Origin of the sequence: Cronobacter sp. HA18003 (genome assembly GCF_011605905.1) — a bacterium.
Lineage (GTDB): Bacteria > Pseudomonadota > Gammaproteobacteria > Enterobacterales > Enterobacteriaceae > Cronobacter > Cronobacter sakazakii.
Map to the genome: position 1 here is coordinate 80,758 of NZ_JAANQO010000027.1, position 20,572 is coordinate 101,329.

Below are 20,572 nucleotides of genomic sequence, written 5' to 3' on the forward strand. Positions count from 1 at the left end.
GGCATTAACACAACTCTAACTGCACCTTATTGGCGGTAATCACCTGCATCACGCCCGCGGGCGGCATGGTGTCGGTATAAACCGCGTCAACAAGGCTGATGCTGCCTAAATTCACCATCGCGTTGCGGCCAAACTTGGAGTGATCCACCACCAGCATCACGTGGCGCGAGTTCTCGATAATCGCGCGCTTGGTGCGCACTTCGTGATAATCGAACTCCAGCAGCGAGCCGTCGCTGTCGATGCCGCTGATACCCAGAATGCCGAAATCGAGCCGGAACTGAGAGATAAAATCGAGCGTCGCCTCGCCGATAATCCCGCCGTCGCGGCTGCGCAGCTCGCCGCCAGCCAGAATGATACGGAAATCGTCCTTCACCATCAGCGTATTCGCCACGTTCAGGTTATTGGTCACGATGCGCAGATTCTCATGATTCAACAGCGCGTGCGCCACAGCTTCCGGCGTGGTGCCGATATCGATAAACAGCGTCGCGCCGTTGGGGATCTGGCTTGCCACTTTATAGGCGATACGCTCTTTTTCCGCCGTCTGCGTCGCCTTGCGGTCATGCCAGGAGGTATTGACCGAGCTTGACGGTAACGCCGCGCCGCCGTGGTGGCGCAGGATCATATTTTGTTCTGCGAGATCGTTAAGGTCGCGACGGATGGTTTGCGGGCTGACGGCAAACTGCTCCACCAGCTCTTCGGTACTCACATAGCCCTGTTTTTTGACCAGTTCAATAATGGCATCGTGACGTTGTGTTTGCTTCACACCCTTCTCCTGACGTGTTGCCGTATTATTTTCGTTTTCGCGCATGCAGGGTATCTGTCATGGCCATCGCCAGGCCAATCAGCATCCCCGCCACCAGATCGGCATTCGCCGTCTTGTTGCCAAACAGCCCCAGGCCGCCGATAGCGAGCCACAGCAGCATAAACACCAGAATGCCGCGAGGCAGATAAAGCCCGCTTTCCGGCTCGCGTTCGCCGCGCAGCCAGACATAGCCCACCAGCGCATAGACCACGCCGCCGAGGCCGCCGAACCACGGGCCGGCAATTTGATACTGAATAACGCCGCCCACCAGCGCCGTCACCAGCGTTAGCGTCAGCAGTTTACCGCTGCCGACGCTACGCTCCAGCGGACCGGCAAGATACCACCACCATAGCAGATTGAAGATCAGGCTCAGCAGGGAAAAGTGCAACAGCAGCGGGCTGACATAGCGCCAGAGTTGAAATTTGAGAGAGGGATCGAACGGCCATGCAAGCCAGACGGCCACTTGCGGAGAACCAATGATGCTCATCGCGAGATACGCCACGACGCACAGCGCCATCATGCCAAGCGTCAGCGGGCCTGCGTGGGCGCGCACGCTCGCCATAAACGGATACGAGCGATAGCGCAAACCGGCGTTCAGTTGCCCCGTCTGCCAGCTCGCGGAGAGATAGCGCGGATCGCCCGGATGCGCGAGAAAATAGCTCAGCTCCGCTTTGACCCTTTCCGCCTGCGCCTCATCGGCAAGCCAGATATCCCAGGTGTCATGCCGCTGGATTTCCAGTATCACGCCCTGGGTGGCCATATAGTCAACAAACGCCTGTGCAAGACGCGGGTTGTCAAACGAGTTAATCATCAACATAGCAAGTCGTTCTTTTCAGAAAGGTATCTCCACATGAGGCAAACAGTATACCTGCGAACGACGCGCAGACGATGCTTAACTCTCGCCGTGCGCCACTTCCGCCGGGAAATGGCGATGCCAGGCGTCGAAACCGCCGTCCACGCTGTAGACCTGGTCATAGCCCTGGTGAAGCAGATACTGCGCCGCTCCTTTGCTGCTGTTGCCGTGATAGCACATCACCAGCACCGGCACGTCGAAATCGGTCTGCTGCATAAAGGCGGGCAGCGTGGCGTTGGTTAAATGAAACGCGCCAGGCGTGTGGCCCATCGCATAACTTTGCGGATCGCGAATATCCACCAGTACGGCGTTCCCCTGCTGCAGTTTCTGGTGCGCTTCTTCGACATTAATACATTCAAACTGATCCATGGTGATCTCTTTCATCTTTAAAGGGGCGTAAGACCGGCCAACCGCGCGAGGCGCTATGCCGATAATAACGTAAGTGTAAGGCTTCCTCCGTCTGTAACGCCATAATGTTATTCACATCACACGGAAATGTTTTTTTGTTGTTATCAAAAGCGCGTTTGTTTGCTATTATGAGCGATAACGAACATTTATGAGCTTTAACGAAAGTGCGTGAGGGCAGCAGCATGGAAACCAAAGATCTGATTGTGATAGGTGGGGGCATCAACGGTGCCGGTATCGCGGCAGACGCCGCAGGGCGTGGACTCTCTGTGCTGATGCTGGAAGCGCAGGATCTGGCGTGCGCCACTTCTTCCGCCAGCTCCAAGTTGATCCACGGCGGGCTGCGCTACCTGGAACATTACGAGTTCCGTCTGGTCAGCGAAGCGCTGGCAGAACGTGAAGTGCTGCTGAAAATGGCGCCGCACATCGCGTTCCCGATGCGCTTTCGTCTGCCGCACCGCCCGCATCTTCGCCCGGCGTGGATGATCCGCACCGGTCTGTTTATGTACGATCACCTCGGCAAACGCACCAGTCTGCCGGGTTCCACCGGTTTGCGTTTTGGTTCGGATTCCGTGCTGAAGCCGGAAATTGTGCGCGGTTTCGAATATTCCGACTGCTGGGTCGACGACGCGCGTCTGGTGCTGGCGAACGCCCAGATGGTCGTTAAAAAAGGCGGCGAAGTGCTGACCCGCACCCGCGCCACCTCCGCGCGTCGCGAAAACGGCATGTGGATCGTGGAAGCGGAAGATATCGATACTGGCGAAACCTATACCTGGCAGGCGCGCGGCTTAGTGAACGCCACCGGCCCGTGGGTGAAAAACTTCTTCGATGACGGCCTGAAACTGAAATCGCCTTACGGTATCCGCCTGATCAAAGGCAGCCATATCGTGGTGCCGCGCGTGCATAACCAGAAACAGGCTTACATCCTGCAAAACGAAGATAAGCGTATCGTGTTTGTTATCCCGTGGATGGATGAGTTCTCGATAATCGGCACTACCGACGTCGAATATAAAGGCGACCCGAAAGAAGTGGCGATCGACGAATCCGAAATCAGCTATCTGCTCAAAGTCTATAACGCGCACTTCAAAAAACAGCTTGCCCGTGATGACGTGGTCTGGACTTACTCCGGCGTGCGTCCACTGTGCGATGACGAATCGGATTCGCCGCAGGCGATCACGCGTGATTACACGCTCGATATTCACGATGAGAACGGCAAAGCGCCGCTGCTGTCGGTCTTCGGCGGTAAACTCACGACGTACCGTAAGCTTGCCGAACACGCGATGGAAAAACTGTCGTCCTATTACAGCAATATCGGCCCGGCGTGGACCCGCAACGCCGTGCTGCCGGGTGGCGCTTTCCAGGGCGAGCGCGACGACTACGCCGCACAACTGCGTCGTCGTTACCCGTTCATCAGTGAAACGCTGGCGCGCCACTACGCGCGTACCTACGGCAGTAACAGCGAGCTGATTCTGGGCGATGCTGCAGATATCCACGCGCTTGGCGAACACTTCGGCCACGAGTTTTACGAAGCGGAACTGCGCTATCTGGTCGAGCACGAATGGGTGCGCCGTCTGGATGACGCCATCTGGCGTCGTACCAAACTCGGCATGTGGCTCAACGGTGAAGAACAGTCGCGCGTGGCGCAGTGGCTCACTGAAAACGTCGGCAAAAAAGCCAATGTGAAGCTGTCGCTGGCGTCGTAACCCCTTCCCCTTTCGCGGCCGTGTCTTCTCCTGCGCGGCCGCGTCTTTTTATCTGCTAACTCCCCGCATTAACGTGTATTTCTGTCGCTACAATTAATAACATCGTATTACTATGGGTTATTAAACCCCCTCTCAGGAGAGCGCCGCTTGCGCAAGGCAACATCCCGTTCGCCGGATGCCGTAATGCTGGCTTTTTTACTGCTGATTTCGCTGCTGGTGATGGCGGTCAGCGGCGGATCGCTGTGGCAATCGTGGCGGCACAGTGTCGAGGAGACAGAGCGTCAGGCGCGTAACCAGGCGATTTCGCTGGCGCGGCAGGCAGAGGATACGTTTTTCCAGGTTCAGTTGACGCTGGATGATCTCTCGCGGCGTGCGGACGATATTTTCCTGCAGCCTGCCGAATGGAACGGCCCGCGCGGCCTGCTCGCCCAACAACAGCGCCAGCTGACGCAACTGCAGGGGTTGTTTGTCTACGACACCCGCGGCGACTGGCTCGCCACCTCGGCGAGCGGCTTTCCGGCGCAGGCGAACAGCGCCGACCGCGACTATTTCATCTGGCACAGCCAGCACAGCGACACCGGCATACGCATCGGCCATGTGATCCGCAGCCGTGCTACGGGGGAACTGGTGGTGCCCGTTTCGATGCGGCTGAATACCCCGGAAGGCCGCTTTCGCGGCGTGTTACTGGCAACGGTGAAACTCGACTATTTCCGCCAGTTTTATGGCTATTACGAAATGGGGCCAGGCGACACGTTGGGGATCACCTTCACCGACAGCACAGTGCTGTATGTGCGCCCTTTCCCCGATTCCTATATTAACCGCACCCTCTCCTCCAGCCCGCTGTTTACGCGGATGCTGAAAATCGCCCCGACCGGTGGCGGCGCCTGGAAATCGGCGATCGACGGCGTGCCGCGCATTTTCGGTTACGCCACGCTTGCGCGTTATCCGCTGGTGGTGTCGGCCGGTTATGACGTCGATGAGCTTCGCGCCGCCTGGTGGCGTAACAATATTCCGACACTGGCGCTTAACGCCGTGCTGCTTGGTGTGGTGTTGGTATTCGGCGTGCTGGTTTTGCGCCAGATCCGCGCCAGCCTGCGCTATCAGCGCGAGCTTATTGTGCTGCGTGACGATCTCACGCGCTCTAATCATATTCTTCAGGATCTGGCGCTGCTGGATGGCTTAACCGGGCTGCCTAATCGTCGCCAGTTCGATATCTATCTGGAACAATGTATGACGCGCGCGCAGGCAACCGGCGCGCCGGTGTCACTGGTGATGTGCGATATCGACTATTTTAAAAGCTACAACGACACGCTGGGCCATGTGGCGGGCGATGAGTGCCTGAAAGCGGTGGGTGAAATTCTGCATCATCTGCCGCTGCACAAATCTGACAGAGTGGCGCGCTACGGCGGCGAAGAGTTTGCCATTATTCTGCCGGGTGCGAACGCACATGCTGCTGAACAGGTGGCGATGCGCGCGCTTCAGGCGATTCAGCAGGCCCGGCTGGCGCATCCGGCGACGCCGATGGTGGAGAAAGTACTGACGATTAGCGCTGGCACCGCCACGATGACAGGTGACGACGCCAGTGGAGAGACGCTGAAAAACCAGGCCGACGAGGCGCTTTATCAGGCCAAACGCGCGGGCCGCAACTGCGTGGTGGGTGCCACAGGCGTAAGCCACACGCCGCTGGCCACACCCTATCACGCGTGACGGGCGCGGCGGCGTCCGTAATAAAATCCGGCAAGTAAGGATGCCTGTGCGGCGGCGGGCAGCCACAGCGGCCATACAAAGAAAACGTCCTTCGCGAGCAGCCAGACGTATGCGCTCGGGAGCCAGCCGGCAAAGAATAGCGCCCCCCGCGGCGCGTCTGGCAAAAACCCCGCCCTGGTACTGAACACGGCGGCACACAGCAGATACCAGACAAGCACCGCCCAGAACACCCGCGCGCTGTCGGGGCGTCGTGTCGCCTGGTGTTTGCCAAGCAGCGCCAGCGACACGCCTTGCAGCATCAGCAGTACGGCGATACCGATGTTCGCTGAGGCATATGTGCGCATCACGCCTGAAAGCGCGAAATCCGCCACCGCGCCGTATACCTGAGCCAGTAATGGCGCGCCTGCCAGCGAGACGAGCAGCGCGCCCGCCCATGTTGTTTTCTTCGTCATCCTTGCCTTTCGCACCCATAAAAAAACCAGAGCGTCGCCACTCTGGTTGTGTTGATAACGCGTCGATCTTACAGGCGTACAGGCGTGATGTGCCAGATATTTTCCGCGTACTCCTGAATGGTGCGGTCTGAGGAGAAGTAGCCCATGTTCGCGATGTTATGCATCGCGCGCGTGGTCCACACTTCCGGCTGCAGATAAAGCTCGTCCACCTTCTCCTGACAATCCACGTAGCTGCGGTAATCCGCCAGCACCTGATAGTGATCGCCAAAGTTAATCAGGGAATCCACCAGATCGCGGTAGCGGCCCGGCTCTTCAGGGCTGAACACGCCGGTCGCTATCTGGGTCAGTACCTGGCGTAACTCTTCATCCTTCTCGTAGTAATCGCGCGGGTTATAGCCTGCGCGACGCAGCGCTTCCACTTCATCCGCCGTGTTACCGAAGATGAAAATGTTCTCTTCGCCGACATGCTCCTGCATCTCTACGTTCGCGCCATCGAGCGTGCCGATGGTCAGCGCGCCGTTGAGCGCAAACTTCATGTTACTGGTGCCGGACGCCTCAGTACCCGCGAGAGAAATCTGCTCCGAGAGATCGGCTGCCGGAATGATGAGCTGCGCAAGGCTGACGCTGTAGTTCGGAATAAACACCACTTTCAGGCGATCCTTCACGTCCGCGTCGTTGTTGATGACTTTTGCCACATCGTTGATCAGGTGAATAATGTGCTTCGCCATGTAATACGCCGAAGCCGCTTTACCGGCGAAAATATTCACGCGCGGCACCCACTCCAGATCCGGATCGGCTTTGATGCGGTTATAGCGCGTAATGACGTGCAGCACGTTCATGAGCTGACGCTTGTACTCGTGAATACGCTTGATCTGCACGTCAAAGAGCGCTTTCGGGTTGACCACGACATTGAGATGCTGTGCGATGTAAATCGCCAGGCGCTTTTTATTCTCAAGCTTGGCTTCGCGCACCTGCTGGTTCACCGTCGGGTAGTCGATGTGCTGCTCCAGTTCACTCAACTGGCTGAGATCGGTGCGCCAGGTGCGCCCGATATTCTCATCCAGCACGTCGGAGAGCGACGGGTTCGCCAGCGCCAGCCAGCGGCGCGGCGTCACGCCGTTGGTGACGTTCAAAAAGCGCATCGGGAAGATGTTGGCGAAATCGGCAAACAGCGACTGGACCATCAGGTTCGAGTGCAGTTCAGACACGCCATTTACTTTGTGGCTGATAATGACCGCAAGCCAGGCCATACGCACGCGACGCCCGCCCGACTCGTCGATAATCGACACGCGGCTTAAGAGCCCGGTATCGTTCGGGTATTGCTCCTGAATGGTACGCAGGAAGTAATCATTAATTTCAAAAATAATCTGCAGATGGCGCGGCAGGATCTTGCCGAGCATATCCACAGGCCAGGTCTCCAGCGCCTCGCTCATCAGCGTATGGTTGGTGTAGGAGAACACCTGACAGGTTACTTCGAACGCTTCGTCCCAGCTAAACTTATGCTCGTCGATAAGCAGGCGCATCAGCTCCGGAATCGACAATACCGGGTGGGTGTCGTTCAGGTGAATCGCCACTTTCTGCGCCAGGTTGGCGTAGGTTTTATGCAGCATGTAGTGGCGGTTTAAAATGTCCTGCACCGTCGCCGAGACCAGGAAATACTCCTGACGCAGACGAAGCTCGCGCCCGGAATAGGTGGAATCGTCCGGATAAAGCACGCGCGACACGTTCTCGGAGTGGTTTTTATCTTCCACCGCCGCAAAGTAATCGCCCTGGTTGAACTTACCGAGGTTAATCGCGCTACTGGCCTGAGCACTCCAGAGCCGCAGCGTGTTAGTGGCATCGGTGTCGTAGCCGGGAACAATCTGGTCAGAGGCAACCGCGATAATTTCTTCAGTTTCCACCCAGCGGGTCTTTTTGCCTTCCTGCTGAATACGCCCGCCGAAACGCACTTTATAACGCGTGTTGTGGCGCTGGAACTCCCACGGGTTGCCATATTCCAGCCAGTAATCCGGCGATTCTTTCTGGCGACCATCAACGATGTTTTGCTTAAACATCCCGTAGTCGTAGCGAATGCCATAGCCGCGGCCCGGCAGGCCGAGCGTCGCCAGCGAATCCAGGAAACAGGCCGCAAGGCGCCCGAGGCCGCCGTTGCCAAGACCGGGGTCGTTTTCTTCGTCGATGAGTTCTTCCAGGCTCAGGCCCATCCCCTCCAGCGCGTCCCGCACATCTTCATAGATGCCAAGCGACAACAGGGCGTTTGAGAGCGTGCGGCCAATCAGAAACTCCATCGACAGATAGTAAACCTGTCGCACTTCCTGTGAGAGTTGCGCGCGAGTAGAGCGCAGCCAGCGCTCCACCATGCGATCGCGCACCGCAAACAGCGTGGCGTTCAGCCACTCATGTTTGTTAGCGATGGCCGGATCTTTACCGATGGTGAACATCAGCTTGTAAGCGATAGAGTGCTTTAACGCCTCCACGCTCAGGGTTGGCGACGCATAGCTAAAGGGTTCATTCATCGACGTGTTCCTTTACAACAAGCGTTGATAAAGTTCGCGGTAGGATTTCGCCGCGACCTGCCAGCTAAAGTCCATCCCCATCGCCTGACGTTGTACAAAACGCCAGAGGGACGGACGGGACCACAATACGAAAGCGCGCCGGATAGCCCGCAGCAGCGACCAGGCGTTGCTGTCTTCAAAGACAAAGCCGCTGGCGATGCCGTCCGCCAGGTTCTCCAGCGAGCTGTCGGAAACGGTATCAGCAAGCCCACCGGTGCGACGCACCAGCGGCAGCGTGCCATATTTCAGGCCGTAGAGCTGCGTTAACCCGCACGGCTCAAAGCGGCTCGGCACTAAAATCACATCCGCCCCGCCCATAATGCGGTGCGAGAACGCCTCGTGATAGCCAATCTGCACGCCGACCTGGCCCGGATGTTCCGCCGCCGCGGCGAGGAAGCCTTCCTGAAGCACCGGATCGCCTGCGCCCAGCAGCGCCAGTTGTCCGCCCTGCTCCAGCAGGCCCGGCAGCGCCTCCAGCACCAGATCCAGCCCTTTCTGGCTGGTGAGGCGGCTGACCACCGCAAACAACGGCACTTTGTCATTCACCTTCAGGCCCATCGCAATCTGCAACTGGCGTTTGTTTTCCGCTTTCTCTTCCAGCGTATCGCGGGTATAGCGCGAGGCCAGCAATAAGTCGTGCGCCGGGTTCCAGATGTTTTCATCCACGCCGTTCAGGATGCCCGACAGCCGCCCTTCACTGTGGCGCTGTTTCAGCAGCCCTTCCAGGCCATAGGCGAACTGCGGCTCGGTGATTTCGCGCGCGTAGGTCGGGCTCACCGCCGTAATATGATCGGCATAGTAGAGGCCCGCCTTGAGGAACGAAATCTCGCCGTTGAACTCCAGCCCATTCATATTAAACATCGACCATGGCAATCCGATTTCATCCATGTGATGCGCATAAAACATGCCTTTATAGGCGAGGTTATGCACCGTAAACACGGATTTCGCCGGACGCCCGCGCGCTGCCAGATACGCAGGCGTCAGGCCCGCATGCCAGTCATGCGCGTGAACGATGTCAGGCCGCCAGAACGGATCGAGCCCGGCCGCCATCTCGCTGCCCACCCAGCCCAGCAGGGCGAAACGAATCACGTTGTCGGCGTAGGCGTAAAGGTTGGTGTCGTGATAAGGGCTGCCCGGACGATCATAGAGATGCGGCGCATCGATAAGATAGATGCCGACGCCGTTGAAGTGTCCGTATAACAAAGAGATACGCCCGGCAAAGGTGTCACGACGCGTAATCACTTTGGCATCCGCGACCCCGCGACGGAGATCGGGGAAGCCTGGCAGCAGCACGCGCGTATCCACACCTTCGGCAATCTGCGCAGCAGGCAACGCGCCAAGGACATCCGCCAGACCACCCGTTTTCAGTAGCGGAAAAAGTTCAGAACATACATGTAAGACCTGCATTATCTCTCCCGTTGAAAGTCACAGCGCAACAGGCGCGCCGAACGCGAAACCATCGCGCGCGGAAATTCTCGTCCGTGCGCACATAATCCTTGTGCGACTCAGGCTGACAAACGCGCCAGCATGTCGCGGGTCACCAAAACAATTCCCTCTTCGGAGCGGTAGAAACGGCGAGCATCCTCTTCGGCGTTTTCGCCAATCACCATTCCTTCAGGGATAACACAGGCCCGGTCGATGATGCAGCGACGCAGGCGGCAGGAGCGGCCAACCCAGACATCAGGCAGCAGCACCGCAGAATCAATATTGCAAAACGAGTTCACGCGCACGCGCGGGAACAGCACTGACTGCACCACCACCGATCCGGAAATTATGCAGCCACCGGAGACCAGCGAGTTCAGCGTCATGCCGTGGCTGCCGGAGCGGTCCTGCACGAACTTGGCAGGCGGCAACGACTCCATGTGCGTACGAATCGGCCAGTCCTGGTCATACATATCCAGCTCCGGCGTCACCGAGGCGAGATCGAGATTCGCCTTCCAGTACGCCTCAAGCGTTCCCACGTCGCGCCAGTACGGCTCGGCGTTCGGGTCGGACTGCACGCATGAAAGCGGGAACGGATGCGCGTAGGCTTCGCCGCTGTACGTCACTTTCGGGATAATGTCTTTCCCGAAGTCATGGCTGGAGGATTCGTTTTCGTCATCCTCTTCCAGCAACTCATAAAGATAGTCGGCATCAAAAATATAGATGCCCATACTGGCGAGCGCTTTAGTATCGTCGCCTGGCATTGAAGGCGGGTTGGCGGGTTTTTCCACGAAGTCGATGACTTTGCTGTTTTCATCCACCGCCATCACCCCAAATGCACGTGCTTCCGCCACCGGTACCGGCAGGCAGGCCACGGTGCAGCGCGCGCCTTTTTCGACATGGTCGATAAGCATGCGCGAGTAGTCCTGCTTGTAGATGTGATCGCCCGCGAGGATGACCACATACTCCGCTTTGTAGCGACGAATGATGTCGAGGTTCTGAGTGACCGCGTCTGCGGTGCCGCGATACCAGGTTTCGCCGTGTACGCGCTGCTGGGCGGGCAGAAGATCGACGAATTCATTCATCTCTTCGCTGAAGAACGACCAGCCGCGCTGGATGTGCTGCACCAGCGTGTGCGACTGATACTGCGTGATAACCCCGATGCGCCGAATGCCCGAGTTAATGCAGTTCGACAGCGCGAAGTCGATAATGCGGAATTTACCGCCGAAATGAACGGCGGGCTTGGCGCGGGTCGCGGTCAAGTCTTTCAACCGCGTGCCGCGGCCCCCAGCCAGAATCAGCGCCACGGATTTCAACGGCAACTGCCTTGCCAGCATCAACGGATCTTTCTTTTCAAGCCTGACCATGACGAACTCCTGTTTATGACTTCCGGAAGACGCACACACCGTGCGCAGGCCCATGCCATACAGCCATGACAACCGGATTATCCTCTCCGGCAAATGGAGGAACGGCGCGCCATTCCCCTTCAGGTAATACGATCTCGCTTACTTCATCGCGGCCGTTAAGGGTAACAAGCCAGCGATCGGACAAGAGGATTTGCAGCTGGCGTGTGCCGCTGTGCCACTCCTCGGGTCGCATCGGCGCGCCTGCGGCGTTCAGCCAGCGGACGTTGCCGTCGTTCTCTTCCCACCACCGTGACGCGGTGAGCGCCGGGATCTGCCGGCGCAGGCGAATCAGCGCCGCGGTATACGCGACAAGCCCTTCGTCCGCCTGCGACCAGTCAAACCAGGTCAGTTCGTTATCCTGGCAATACGCATTGTTATTGCCATGCTGGCTGTGGCCCTGTTCATCGCCCGCCAGCAGCATCGGCGTGCCCTGCGACAGCAGCAGCGACGCCAGCAGCGCATGCGTGCTCGCACGCCGCGCGTCCTGAACGCTCTGCCCGCCGCCCAGGCCCTCATAACCGTGATTATTGCTGTGGTTTTCCCACGCGCCGTCGCGGTTATCTTCACCGTTCGCTTCGTTATGCTTGCCGTTAAACGACACGCAGTCGCGCAGCGTAAAACCGTCATGCGCCGTCACCAGATTGACGCACGCCCACGGCTCACGGCCGTTTCTGCGGTATACATCCGCCGACGCGGCGACGCGCGTAGCGACTTCGCCCACATCCAGCTCGCTTCGCAGCCAGAAGCGGCGCATATCGTCGCGAAAGCGGTCGTTCCACTCGGCGAACGGCGGCGGATAGTTGCCCACCTGATAGCCGCCGGGGCCGATATCCCACGGCTCAACGATAAGCTTCACCGCGGACAGCGACCGGTCGCGGCGCATCGCCTCAAAAAGCGGCGCATCCTGACGAAATTCCGGCGTGCGGCCCATGACCGTCGCCAGATCGAACCGGAAACCGTCAACGTGGCACTGCTCCACCCAGAACTTCAGGCAGCCGATGGCATAATCCACCACGGCCGGATGGCTCAGGTTCAGCGTGTTACCGCAACCGGTCCAGTTGTGATAATCGCCGTCGTCCTGTATCCAATAATAGCTACGGTTATCAATTCCGCGCAGGGAGAAGGTCGGTCCTTCGAGATCCAGTTCGGCGCTGTGGTTAAGCACCACATCGAGAATGACCTCAATGCCCGCTTTATGCAGCGCTTTGACGGCGTCGCGAAATTCATTGAGCGCCGCCTGCGGCGCGGGCTGCGAGGCGTAACGCGTCTCGATGGCCCACAGCGCCAGCGGGTTGTAGCCCCAGTAGTTAGCGAGGCCGAGACGTTGCAGCCGCGGCTCGCTACAGAATTTCGCAACAGGTTGTAACTCCAGCGCCGTAATGCCGAGCCGCTGGAACCAGGCGATCATCGCCGGGTGGCCGAGCGCCGCGTAGGTACCGCGTAGGGCAGGCGGAATGTCCGGGTGCAGGCGCGTCAAACCGCGCACGTGCGCCTCGTAAATCACCGTCTCGCCCCAGGCGATGTTGGGCGGCGCGTCGTCTTCCCAGTCGTAGCGGTCATCCATCACGACCGATTTCGGCATCGCGTCGCGGTTGTCGCGCGGGTCCGGCGTGTCGATGCCGCCGTACAGGCGCGGATCGTCGATAACATCGCCCTCCACGCCGCGAGCGCATGGATCGAGCAGCAGTTTCGCCGGGTTAAAGCGGTGGCCCTGCGCCGGGTTCCACGGGCCATGCACGCGGTAGCCATAGCGCAGGCCAGGACGCGCGCCCGGCAGATAACCGTGCCAGACGTCGCCGCTACGCGCAGGCAGCGCGTAGCGCGTTTCGTTGCCGCTTTCATCAAACAGGCACAGCTCCACCTTTTCCGCATGCGCGGAAAACAGCGTGAAATTCACGCCCGCGCCGTCAAACCAGGCGCCAGGCGGAGCGGAATGGCCTGCGTTAAGCTGCATCATCTGCCTCTCTGACCAGCCAGATAGTGGCAAGCGGCGGCAGCGTCAGGGAGAGCGAATTGTCACGCCCGTGGCTGGCGATGGCCTCGCTGCGCACCTTGCCGCCGTTCCCGGCGTTGCTGCCATGATAGTGCTGCGAATCCGTATTCAGGATTTCGCGCCACTCGCCCGGCTGGTTAATGCCAAAGCGATAGTTATGGCGCACCACCGGCGTGAAGTTACTGGCGACGATGATTTCATTGCCCTGCGAATCGCGGCGCACGAAGATAAATACCGAGTTCTGGTTATCCTCTACCACTAACCATTCGAAGCCATAAGGATCGAAATCAAGTTCATGCAGCGCTTTGTGGTGGCGATATGTGGAATTGAGATCGCGCACCAGTCTTTGCACGCCGTGGTGCCAGTTGTCGTCGCCTTCCAGCAGATGCCAGTCGAGGCTGGCGTCGTGGTTCCACTCGCGCCCCTGCGCAAACTCGTTGCCCATGAACAGCAGTTTTTTACCCGGGAAGCCCCACATCCACGCGTAGTAGGCGCGCAGGTTGGCGAATTTCTGCCAGGCGTCGCCAGGCATACGATCGAGAATCGATTTTTTGCCATGCACCACTTCGTCATGCGACAGCGGCAGGACAAAGTTTTCGGTGTAGTTGTAAATCATCCCGAAGGTCATTTTGTGGTGATGGTACTGGCGATAGACCGGATCGAGCTTCATGTAGTCGAGCGTGTCGTGCATCCAGCCCAGGTTCCACTTGTACCAGAAGCCAAGCCCGCCCGATTCCGGCGGCCGTGAGACGCCAGGGAAATCGGTGGACTCTTCCGCCATTGTCACCGCGCCGTTGACCTGCTCGCCGATAATGCGGTTGGTGTTGCGCAGAAACTCCATCGCCTCCAGGTTTTCGCGCCCGCCGTACTGGTTCGGGATCCACTCGCCTTCTTTGCGGCTGTAGTCGCGATAAATCATTGAGGCGACGGCGTCCACACGCAGCGCGTCGATGCCAAAACGCTCCGTCCAGTAGAGCGCGTTGCCCACCAGGAAGTTGCTCACTTCGCGGCGGCCATAGTTGTAGATAAGCGTGTTCCAGTCCTGGTGATAGCCTTCGCGCGGGTCGCTGTGCTCATAGAGCGCCGTGCCGTCAAAATTCGCCAGCGCGAAATCATCGGACGGGAAGTGGCCCGGCACCCAGTCGAGAATAACGTTCAGCCCCGCGGCGTGCGCGGCGTTGATGAAATAGCGAAACTCTTCGCGCGTGCCGAAACGGCGCGTCGGCGCGTACAGCCCGGTCGGCTGATAGCCCCAGCTGCCGTCGAACGGGTGTTCGTTAACTGGCAACAGTTCGATATGGGTAAAGCCCATCCACTTAACATACGGGATCAGCTGGTCAGCCAGCTCGCGGTAGCTCAGCCAGAAATTGTTGTCGGTATGGCGACGCCATGAACCCAGATGCACTTCGTAAATCGAGATCGGCGCATCGAAGCGGTTAGCGTCCTGGCGCGCCGTGTTCGGCTCGACTTTTTCCGGCAGGCCGCAGATAAGCGACGCGGTATCCGGGCGCATCTGCGCCTCAAACGCATACGGGTCGGATTTCATGCGCAAATGGCCGTTCGCGTCGATCATTTCATATTTATAGAGCTGGCCGTTGTGCGCGCCGGGGATGAAGAGTTCCCAGATGCCGCTCTCTTTACGCAGACGCATCGGGTGGCGGCGGCCATCCCAGTAGTTGAACTGCCCCACCACGGAGACGCGCTGCGCGTTCGGCGCCCAGACGGAAAAGCGCGTGCCGGTGACGCCGTCCATCGTATCCGGGTGCGCGCCGAGCGTTTCATAAGGACGTAAATGCGTGCCTTCGGAAAGCAGCCAGACATCCAGCTCCTGAAGCAGCGGCCCGAAGCGATACGGGTCATCAATCAGATTTTGCTGTCCGTGCCAGACCACGGCCAGTTGATAGCGAAAAGGATTTTTACGACGCGGCATCACGCCGCTGAAAAAACCGCGAGAATCCAGACACTCAAGCTTGCCCACTTTACGCCCGGTCTTGGGTTCGATGACCCAGACTTCAGTAGCGTCGGGAAGCAGCGCACGGACTTCGATCCCGGCGTCGGTGGTGTGCATGCCCAGAACGGAGAAAGGATCCGAAAAATGGCCCGCAATCAGCGCATTAATCACGTCTCTTGAGACACGATCAGACATGGTTATCATCCTGTTTATTTGGTGTCGCCCCATTCCAGCCTTACGCCTTCGCGTCCGGTAGCGACACTCTTAATGACCTGAACGGGCAGAGCCTGAAGCATTCCTGCGGCTGTGCCGTTCCACCTGGAAGTATGACGAGTAAGACCCGTCTTATGCTAAGCATAGCCAGGGGATTCTGTTCCCCCTCAGAAAATATGAAACATTCGTCTTTTCTTTAATTGACGGACATTAAAAAAGAGCGCCGGAGCGCTCTTTTATTAAGGTTATTTACGCCAGCTGACGCAGCATACGCCGCAGCGGCTCGGCAGCGCCCCAGAGAAGCTGGTCGCCGACGGTAAACGCCGAGAGATACTCAGGCCCCATGTTGAGCTTACGCAGGCGTCCGACCGGCGTGCTGAGCGTGCCGGTAACCGCCGCAGGCGTTAATTCACGTACGGTAATATCGCGGTCGTTTGGCACCACTTTCACCCAGTCGTTATGGCCCGCCAGCAGCGATTCAATGGTGGCAATCGAGACATCTTTTTTCAGCTTCAGCGTAAACGCCTGACTGTGGCAGCGCAGCGCGCCGATACGCACGCACAGGCCGTCTACAGGAATGGTTGATGACGTGCCGAGGATTTTGTTGGTCTCCGCCTGGCCTTTCCACTCTTCGCGGCTCTGGCCGTTATCGAGCTGTTTGTCGATCCACGGGATAAGGCCGCCCGCCAGCGGTACGCCGAAATTATCCACCGGCAGTTCGCCGCTGCGGGTGAGCTGCGTGACTTTGCGTTCGATATCGAGAATGGCGGAAGCCGGGTCGGCGAGTTCCGCCGCCACGTGCTGTTGCAGCAGGCCCATCTGGGTTAGCAGTTCGCGCATATGGCGCGCGCCGCCGCCGGACGCCGCCTGGTATGTGGCGACAGACGCCCACTCCACCAGGTTTTCCGCAAACAGGCCGCCCAGCGACATCAGCATCAGGCTGACGGTGCAGTTGCCGCCAACAAAGGTTTTCACGCCTTTATTCAGCCCGTCGGTGATCACATGCTGGTTAACCGGGTCGAGAATGATAATGGCGTCATCTTTCATACGCAGCGAAGACGCCGCGTCAATCCAGTAGCCCTGCCAGCCGCTTTCACGAAGCTTTGGATAGATTTCGTTGGTATAATCGCCGCCCTGGCAGGTCACGATAATGTCCAGCGCCTTCAGCGCTTCCAGATTGTAAGCATCCTGAAGCGTGCCGCCGCCCTGCGCGCCAAAGGTGGGCGCGGGCTGGCCAAGCTGGGAAGTAGAGAAAAAGACAGGACGAATGGCGTCAAAATCGCGCTCTTCCACCATGCGTTGCATGAGTACAGAGCCGACCATACCGCGCCAGCCGATAAAACCAACATTTTTCATAACCCGTGTTCCTGCGAGATGTGCTTTGTGTGCGTGTCGGGAGAGCCCCGGAGATACTTTCACCATACAAAATGCAGCTAAAGTGGCAAGTGAAATTAATCAATGATCGCCTGAACATCAGAAACAGAGCTAATCAGGCGTCACGTTTACCGTTATCAGGACGCTTTTATGAATGACATTCTCTCCGCCGCCGTCCTGCTGATCCTGATTATGGATCCGCTGGGCAACCTGCCGATTTTCATGTCGGTGCTCAAGCATACCGAGCCGAAACGCCGTCGGGCGATTATGGTACGCGAGCTGTTTATCGCGCTGCTGCTGATGCTTATCTTCCTGTTCGCGGGCGAGAAGATCCTGGCGTTCCTGAATCTGCGCGCCGAAACCGTTTCTATTTCCGGCGGCATTATTCTGTTCCTTATCGCCATCAAGATGATTTTCCCGAGCCACGAAGGCAACAGCACTGGCCTGCCCGCCGGTGAAGAGCCGTTTATCGTGCCGCTGGCGATCCCGCTGGTCGCAGGCCCGACGCTGCTCGCGACGCTGATGCTGCTGTCGCACCAGTACCCGAACCAGATGGGGCATTTAGTCATCGCGCTGCTGCTCGCCTGGGGCGGCACGTTTGTTATCTTGCTGCAGTCTTCGCTCTTTTTACGGCTGCTCGGCGAGAAAGGCGTCAACGCGCTGGAGCGCCTGATGGGGCTGGTGCTGGTGATGCTCGCCACCCAGATGTTCCTCGACGGCATCCGGGCATGGATGAAGGGTTAGGAACCCCAAACGCGATGTGCTAAAATTTGTACAATACCGGAGGTAATTTTTATGCCGAAAAATGCGTCTCCCAGCGTTGCCAGCAAGGTTCGCCACCTTGCTGCTGTTCATAATATTTCAGCCAGTTGTGACAGTACGAGCCGTATGGCGACGGCGATTACCCGTCTCGCTGGCGATACGGTGGTTCTTGATAACGTCGAGCAACTGCTTGTTAATCTCAAAAGAAAAGGCGTGCTGACTAAAGCCGAAAGCCTGTCACTGCAGGCGGATTATCTGGAAGAAAAGCGTCAGTCTACAAGGAAAGTGCGTGCGTGATCTTCGATCCTTTTGGTGACTTCGAAACGGCGGGTTACTTACAAAATACCTTAGGGTTGAAAAACCCTGCTGACGTTAAGCAATCCGAGCATTTCGTTTTTGAACTGGGAATCGAAGAAGCGCTCCAGTTTCTGGCTGAGCAAGCCACCCTTGATTACGCTGCTATTTTAAAAGTTCACGAGATCCTTTTTTCAGGCTTCTATCCCTGGGCAGGTCACGATCGCCATGAGCTTGCCCCCGATCTCGCCATATTTAAAGGAAGCGCGGAAAATCCCCGCCATACGGTTTTTGCGCATCCGAAAGAGATTAAACGTGCCGTCGATTATGCATTGCAATTAGCCTCTGACAGTAAGCGGTTCAGGAAACGGCCGGGGGAAGTGATGGGCGTCCTGGCGCTGGCGCATCCTTTTCTTGACGGTAATGGCAGAACGCTTTTGCTGTTCTATATGGAACTCTCTTACCGTGCGGGTTTTTCTATAGACTGGTCCAGAACCCACAAAGATGATTACCTGAGCGCGCTGAGTGCTGAAATTGACGACCCGAGCAAAGGCTGTCTTGATGGCTATTTACAACCCTTTGTCGTGGATATTTCCAGCCGCGATGAATGGCCTGAAATGATTGGCGGCATTAAAGGACTGGACGGTCTGGATAAAGAAAATATTACCTATCAGAGTCTGGACAATCCTGACATTCAAAATCTCTATCTGACGAGAAAGTACTACTTTTCCGAAAACAGCGAAAAATAAAAAAGGGCTTCCGTCGGGAAGCCCTTTTTGTTGATGATTCAGGAAAGCAGCGTAAATGCAATCATCCCGACAATCGCGCCGGTGGTGCCGAGCAGCGTTTCCATCATCGTCCAGGTCTTGAGCGTTTGCGCTTCGGTGGCACCGGTGAACTTACCGAACAGCCAGAAACCGGCGTCGTTGACGTGGCTTACCACAATCGAGCCGCCTGCGATGCAGATAGACAGCGCGGCAAGCTGCGCCCCGGAGAAGTGCAGTTGTTCGATAACCGGCATCACCAGGCCTACCGCCGTCAGGCAGGCGACGGTCGCGGAGCCCTGGATAATGCGCACCGCGGCAGCCAGCACAAAGCAGGTCAGCGCAATCGGCAGGCCCATGCCGGTCAGCGCGCCGCCGAGCGCCGGGCCAACGCCAGAATCCACCAGCACCTGTTTGAACACGCCGCCTGCGCCAATCACCAGCAGAATAATGCCCGCCGGTTGCAGCGCCTGGCCGCAGATCGCCATGACTTTCTCTTTTTCCATGCCCTGACGGCGCGCCAGGCCGTAAATCGCCACCAGACAGGCGACCAGGATCGCGGTAAACGGATGGCCGATAAACTGCAGCCATTCGTAGAGCGTCGAACCTTGCTCGGTAAAACGCGCGGCGATGGTTTTCAGGCCCACCAGCACCAGCGGCAGCAGAATCAGCGAGAGGCTGAAGCCGTAAGACGGCAGCTTGCCTTCGCCGAGGTGCGGCTCGCTGATGTCGTCAGGCGTATAGAGCTCGACATAACGGCTGATGAAATTACCGAAAAGCGGCCCGGCGATCAGCATGCCGGGGATGGCCGCGCACAGACCAATTAAAATCATCCAGCCGAAATCGGCATGCATCTGCGAGGCGAGCAGCATTGGCGCAGGCCCCGGCAGCAGAAACGCCGCGGCGGCCGCGACGCCCGCAAACAGCGGGATCACAAGCTTCACAAGATTGGTGCCGGTGTGGCGCGCCATAGAGAACGCAACGCTAATCAAGAGCACAATCGCCACTTCGAAAAACAGCGGCAGCGCGCAAATCAGGCCCGCGAGCCCAATGGCGTAATGCGCGCGGCTGTGGCCAAAAGATTTCAGCATTTTGACGGCAATCTGATCGACCGCGCCGGTTTCATGCAGAATTTTGCCGAACATTGCGCCCAGCGCCACTACCACCGCCAGAAAGCCGAGCGTGCCGCCCATGCCTTTTTCCATCGTGGCGGCGATTTTATCGAGCGGCATGCCGGAGAAAAGCCCGGCCCCGATGGAAACCACCATCAGCGCGACAAAGGCGTGCATGCGCGCCTTCATCACCAGGAACAGCAGAAGCAAAACGGACCCTACTGCCGTTAAAACGAGGGTTAATGTATTCACGACTTACTCGCCTTTGTTGATAAGCGCGATCGTGCTGTCGATAACGTCGTCGAGCGACGGGTTGATATCCACAATCAGCACATCTTTTTCGTCTTCCTGCGGGGCTTCCAGCGCCTCGAACTGCGTCACCAGCATTTGCGGCTTGAAGAAGTGCCCTTTGCGCGCGCGCAGGCGGCTTTCGATCACTTCAAAATCGCCTTTCAGCCAGATGAAAGAGAGGTTCGGGTTGCCGCTGCGCAGAATATCGCGATAGCGTTTTTTCAGCGCCGAGCAGACGATGAGCGACACTTTGTTGGTGCGCTGCATGGCGAAAGCGGCGTCGTTAAGCGCCTGCAACCATGGCGTACGGTCGTCATCGTTAAGCGGATCGCCCGCCGCCATTTTCATAATATTGCGGCGCGGATGCAGAAAGTCGCCATCGAGAAACGCGGCTTTCAGACGATGCGCGACTTCGCTGGCGACAACGGATTTCCCGCTGCCGGAAACGCCCATCAGGATATAAATATGGTGATCATGATTGGTCGTGCTCATTGCAGTACTCCCCTGGCAAAG

Annotated in this window: 17 protein-coding genes; 5 read left to right on the forward strand and 12 right to left on the reverse strand. The window is 58.0% G+C overall.

What is annotated here, in order from left to right; genetic code table 11:
* Positions 1-4: 4 nt before the first annotated feature.
* The 3 genes from G6041_RS19870 to glpE all read right to left on the reverse strand — a co-directional run bounded on the left by G6041_RS19870 (position 5) and on the right by glpE (position 2,024).
* On the reverse strand, positions 5-763 hold the full coding sequence (locus G6041_RS19870) for a DeoR/GlpR family transcriptional regulator (protein ID WP_004388028.1): 759 nt from the start codon (positions 761-763) through the stop codon (positions 5-7).
* A gap of 25 nt (positions 764-788) precedes the next feature.
* Complete coding sequence (gene glpG, locus G6041_RS19875) at positions 789-1,619, reverse strand: rhomboid family intramembrane serine protease GlpG (RefSeq protein WP_007899829.1); 831 nt, start codon at positions 1,617-1,619, stop codon at positions 789-791.
* A 75-nt stretch (positions 1,620-1,694) separates the two neighbouring features.
* Positions 1,695-2,024, reverse strand: a complete 330-nt coding sequence (gene glpE / locus G6041_RS19880) for a thiosulfate sulfurtransferase GlpE (protein ID WP_004388026.1) — start codon at positions 2,022-2,024, stop codon at positions 1,695-1,697.
* A gap of 221 nt (positions 2,025-2,245) precedes the next feature.
* Between glpE and glpD the strand changes: the two genes are divergently transcribed.
* Positions 2,246-3,763: a glycerol-3-phosphate dehydrogenase gene (glpD, locus tag G6041_RS19885; protein WP_004388025.1), complete on the forward strand. Its 1,518-nt coding sequence runs from the start codon at positions 2,246-2,248 to the stop codon at positions 3,761-3,763.
* 147 nt (positions 3,764-3,910) lie between these two features.
* Positions 3,911-5,470: a sensor domain-containing diguanylate cyclase gene (locus G6041_RS19890; protein WP_041460670.1), complete on the forward strand. Its 1,560-nt coding sequence runs from the start codon at positions 3,911-3,913 to the stop codon at positions 5,468-5,470.
* On the opposite strand, the gene G6041_RS19895 is transcribed toward G6041_RS19890, so the two are convergent.
* The 7 genes from G6041_RS19895 to asd all read right to left on the reverse strand — a co-directional run bounded on the left by G6041_RS19895 (position 5,461) and on the right by asd (position 16,818).
* On the reverse strand, positions 5,461-5,922 hold the full coding sequence (locus G6041_RS19895; RefSeq protein ID WP_012126373.1) for a hypothetical protein: 462 nt from the start codon (positions 5,920-5,922) through the stop codon (positions 5,461-5,463). The genes G6041_RS19890 and G6041_RS19895 overlap by 10 nt on opposite strands.
* A 68-nt stretch (positions 5,923-5,990) precedes the next feature.
* Positions 5,991-8,438 (reverse strand): glycogen phosphorylase, encoded by a 2,448-nt coding sequence (glgP, locus tag G6041_RS19900; RefSeq protein WP_012126372.1) that lies wholly within the window; start codon positions 8,436-8,438, stop codon positions 5,991-5,993.
* Between the two features lie 12 nt (positions 8,439-8,450).
* The gene (gene glgA / locus G6041_RS19905; protein WP_004388021.1) at positions 8,451-9,884 is read right to left on the reverse strand and encodes a glycogen synthase GlgA; all 1,434 of its coding nucleotides are present in this window, start codon (positions 9,882-9,884) and stop codon (positions 8,451-8,453) included.
* Positions 9,885-9,982: 98 nt separating this feature from the next.
* Positions 9,983-11,266, reverse strand: coding sequence for a glucose-1-phosphate adenylyltransferase (gene glgC, locus G6041_RS19910; RefSeq protein ID WP_054628535.1), 1,284 nt, complete (start codon positions 11,264-11,266; stop codon positions 9,983-9,985).
* A gap of 13 nt (positions 11,267-11,279) precedes the next feature.
* Entirely contained in the window at positions 11,280-13,262 is a 1,983-nt protein-coding gene (gene glgX / locus G6041_RS19915; protein WP_012126370.1) for a glycogen debranching protein GlgX, read from the reverse strand.
* On the reverse strand, positions 13,249-15,444 hold the full coding sequence (glgB, locus tag G6041_RS19920; RefSeq protein ID WP_004388018.1) for a 1,4-alpha-glucan branching enzyme: 2,196 nt from the start codon (positions 15,442-15,444) through the stop codon (positions 13,249-13,251). Before glgB ends, glgX begins: the two co-directional genes overlap by 14 nt.
* Before the next feature lie 267 nt (positions 15,445-15,711).
* Complete coding sequence (gene asd / locus G6041_RS19925) at positions 15,712-16,818, reverse strand: aspartate-semialdehyde dehydrogenase (RefSeq protein ID WP_012126368.1); 1,107 nt, start codon at positions 16,816-16,818, stop codon at positions 15,712-15,714.
* 168 nt (positions 16,819-16,986) lie between these two features.
* Between asd and G6041_RS19930 the strand changes: the two genes are divergently transcribed.
* Genes G6041_RS19930 through G6041_RS19940 form a run of 3 tightly spaced genes read left to right on the forward strand, consistent with a single transcriptional unit; the run spans position 16,987 to position 18,641 of the window.
* On the forward strand, positions 16,987-17,580 hold the full coding sequence (locus tag G6041_RS19930) for a YhgN family NAAT transporter (protein ID WP_004388017.1): 594 nt from the start codon (positions 16,987-16,989) through the stop codon (positions 17,578-17,580).
* Between the two features lie 51 nt (positions 17,581-17,631).
* On the forward strand, positions 17,632-17,895 hold the full coding sequence (locus tag G6041_RS19935) for a hypothetical protein (RefSeq protein WP_029464281.1): 264 nt from the start codon (positions 17,632-17,634) through the stop codon (positions 17,893-17,895).
* Complete coding sequence (locus G6041_RS19940; RefSeq protein ID WP_007852738.1) at positions 17,892-18,641, forward strand: Fic/DOC family protein; 750 nt, start codon at positions 17,892-17,894, stop codon at positions 18,639-18,641. The genes G6041_RS19935 and G6041_RS19940 overlap by 4 nt, the downstream gene beginning before the upstream one ends.
* Positions 18,642-18,679: 38 nt before the next feature.
* Here the strand turns inward: G6041_RS19940 and gntU are convergent, their stop codons facing one another.
* Both gntU and gntK read right to left on the reverse strand, forming a co-directional pair.
* Positions 18,680-20,020: a gluconate transporter gene (gene gntU, locus G6041_RS19945; protein WP_041460669.1), complete on the reverse strand. Its 1,341-nt coding sequence runs from the start codon at positions 20,018-20,020 to the stop codon at positions 18,680-18,682.
* A 3-nt stretch (positions 20,021-20,023) separates the two neighbouring features.
* Complete coding sequence (gene gntK / locus G6041_RS19950) at positions 20,024-20,551, reverse strand: gluconokinase (RefSeq protein WP_004388013.1); 528 nt, start codon at positions 20,549-20,551, stop codon at positions 20,024-20,026.
* Between the last annotated feature and the right edge of the window lie 21 nt (positions 20,552-20,572).

Bases quoted from the DNA above. Each gene is read 5' to 3' on its own strand.
- glpG (WP_007899829.1), bottom strand. From the start codon at position 1,619: ATGTTGATGATTAACTCGTTTGACAACCCGCGTCTTGCACAGGCGTTT.
- glpE (WP_004388026.1), bottom strand. From the start codon at position 2,024: ATGGATCAGTTTGAATGTATTAATGTCGAAGAAGCGCACCAGAAACTG.
- glpD (WP_004388025.1), top strand. From the start codon at position 2,246: ATGGAAACCAAAGATCTGATTGTGATAGGTGGGGGCATCAACGGTGCC.
- G6041_RS19895 (WP_012126373.1), bottom strand. From the start codon at position 5,922: ATGACGAAGAAAACAACATGGGCGGGCGCGCTGCTCGTCTCGCTGGCA.
- glgP (WP_012126372.1), bottom strand. From the start codon at position 8,438: ATGAATGAACCCTTTAGCTATGCGTCGCCAACCCTGAGCGTGGAGGCG.
- glgA (WP_004388021.1), bottom strand. From the start codon at position 9,884: ATGCAGGTCTTACATGTATGTTCTGAACTTTTTCCGCTACTGAAAACG.
- glgC (WP_054628535.1), bottom strand. From the start codon at position 11,266: ATGGTCAGGCTTGAAAAGAAAGATCCGTTGATGCTGGCAAGGCAGTTG.
- glgX (WP_012126370.1), bottom strand. From the start codon at position 13,262: ATGATGCAGCTTAACGCAGGCCATTCCGCTCCGCCTGGCGCCTGGTTT.
- glgB (WP_004388018.1), bottom strand. From the start codon at position 15,444: ATGTCTGATCGTGTCTCAAGAGACGTGATTAATGCGCTGATTGCGGGC.
- asd (WP_012126368.1), bottom strand. From the start codon at position 16,818: ATGAAAAATGTTGGTTTTATCGGCTGGCGCGGTATGGTCGGCTCTGTA.
- G6041_RS19930 (WP_004388017.1), top strand. From the start codon at position 16,987: ATGAATGACATTCTCTCCGCCGCCGTCCTGCTGATCCTGATTATGGAT.
- G6041_RS19935 (WP_029464281.1), top strand. From the start codon at position 17,632: ATGCCGAAAAATGCGTCTCCCAGCGTTGCCAGCAAGGTTCGCCACCTT.
- gntK (WP_004388013.1), bottom strand. From the start codon at position 20,551: ATGAGCACGACCAATCATGATCACCATATTTATATCCTGATGGGCGTT.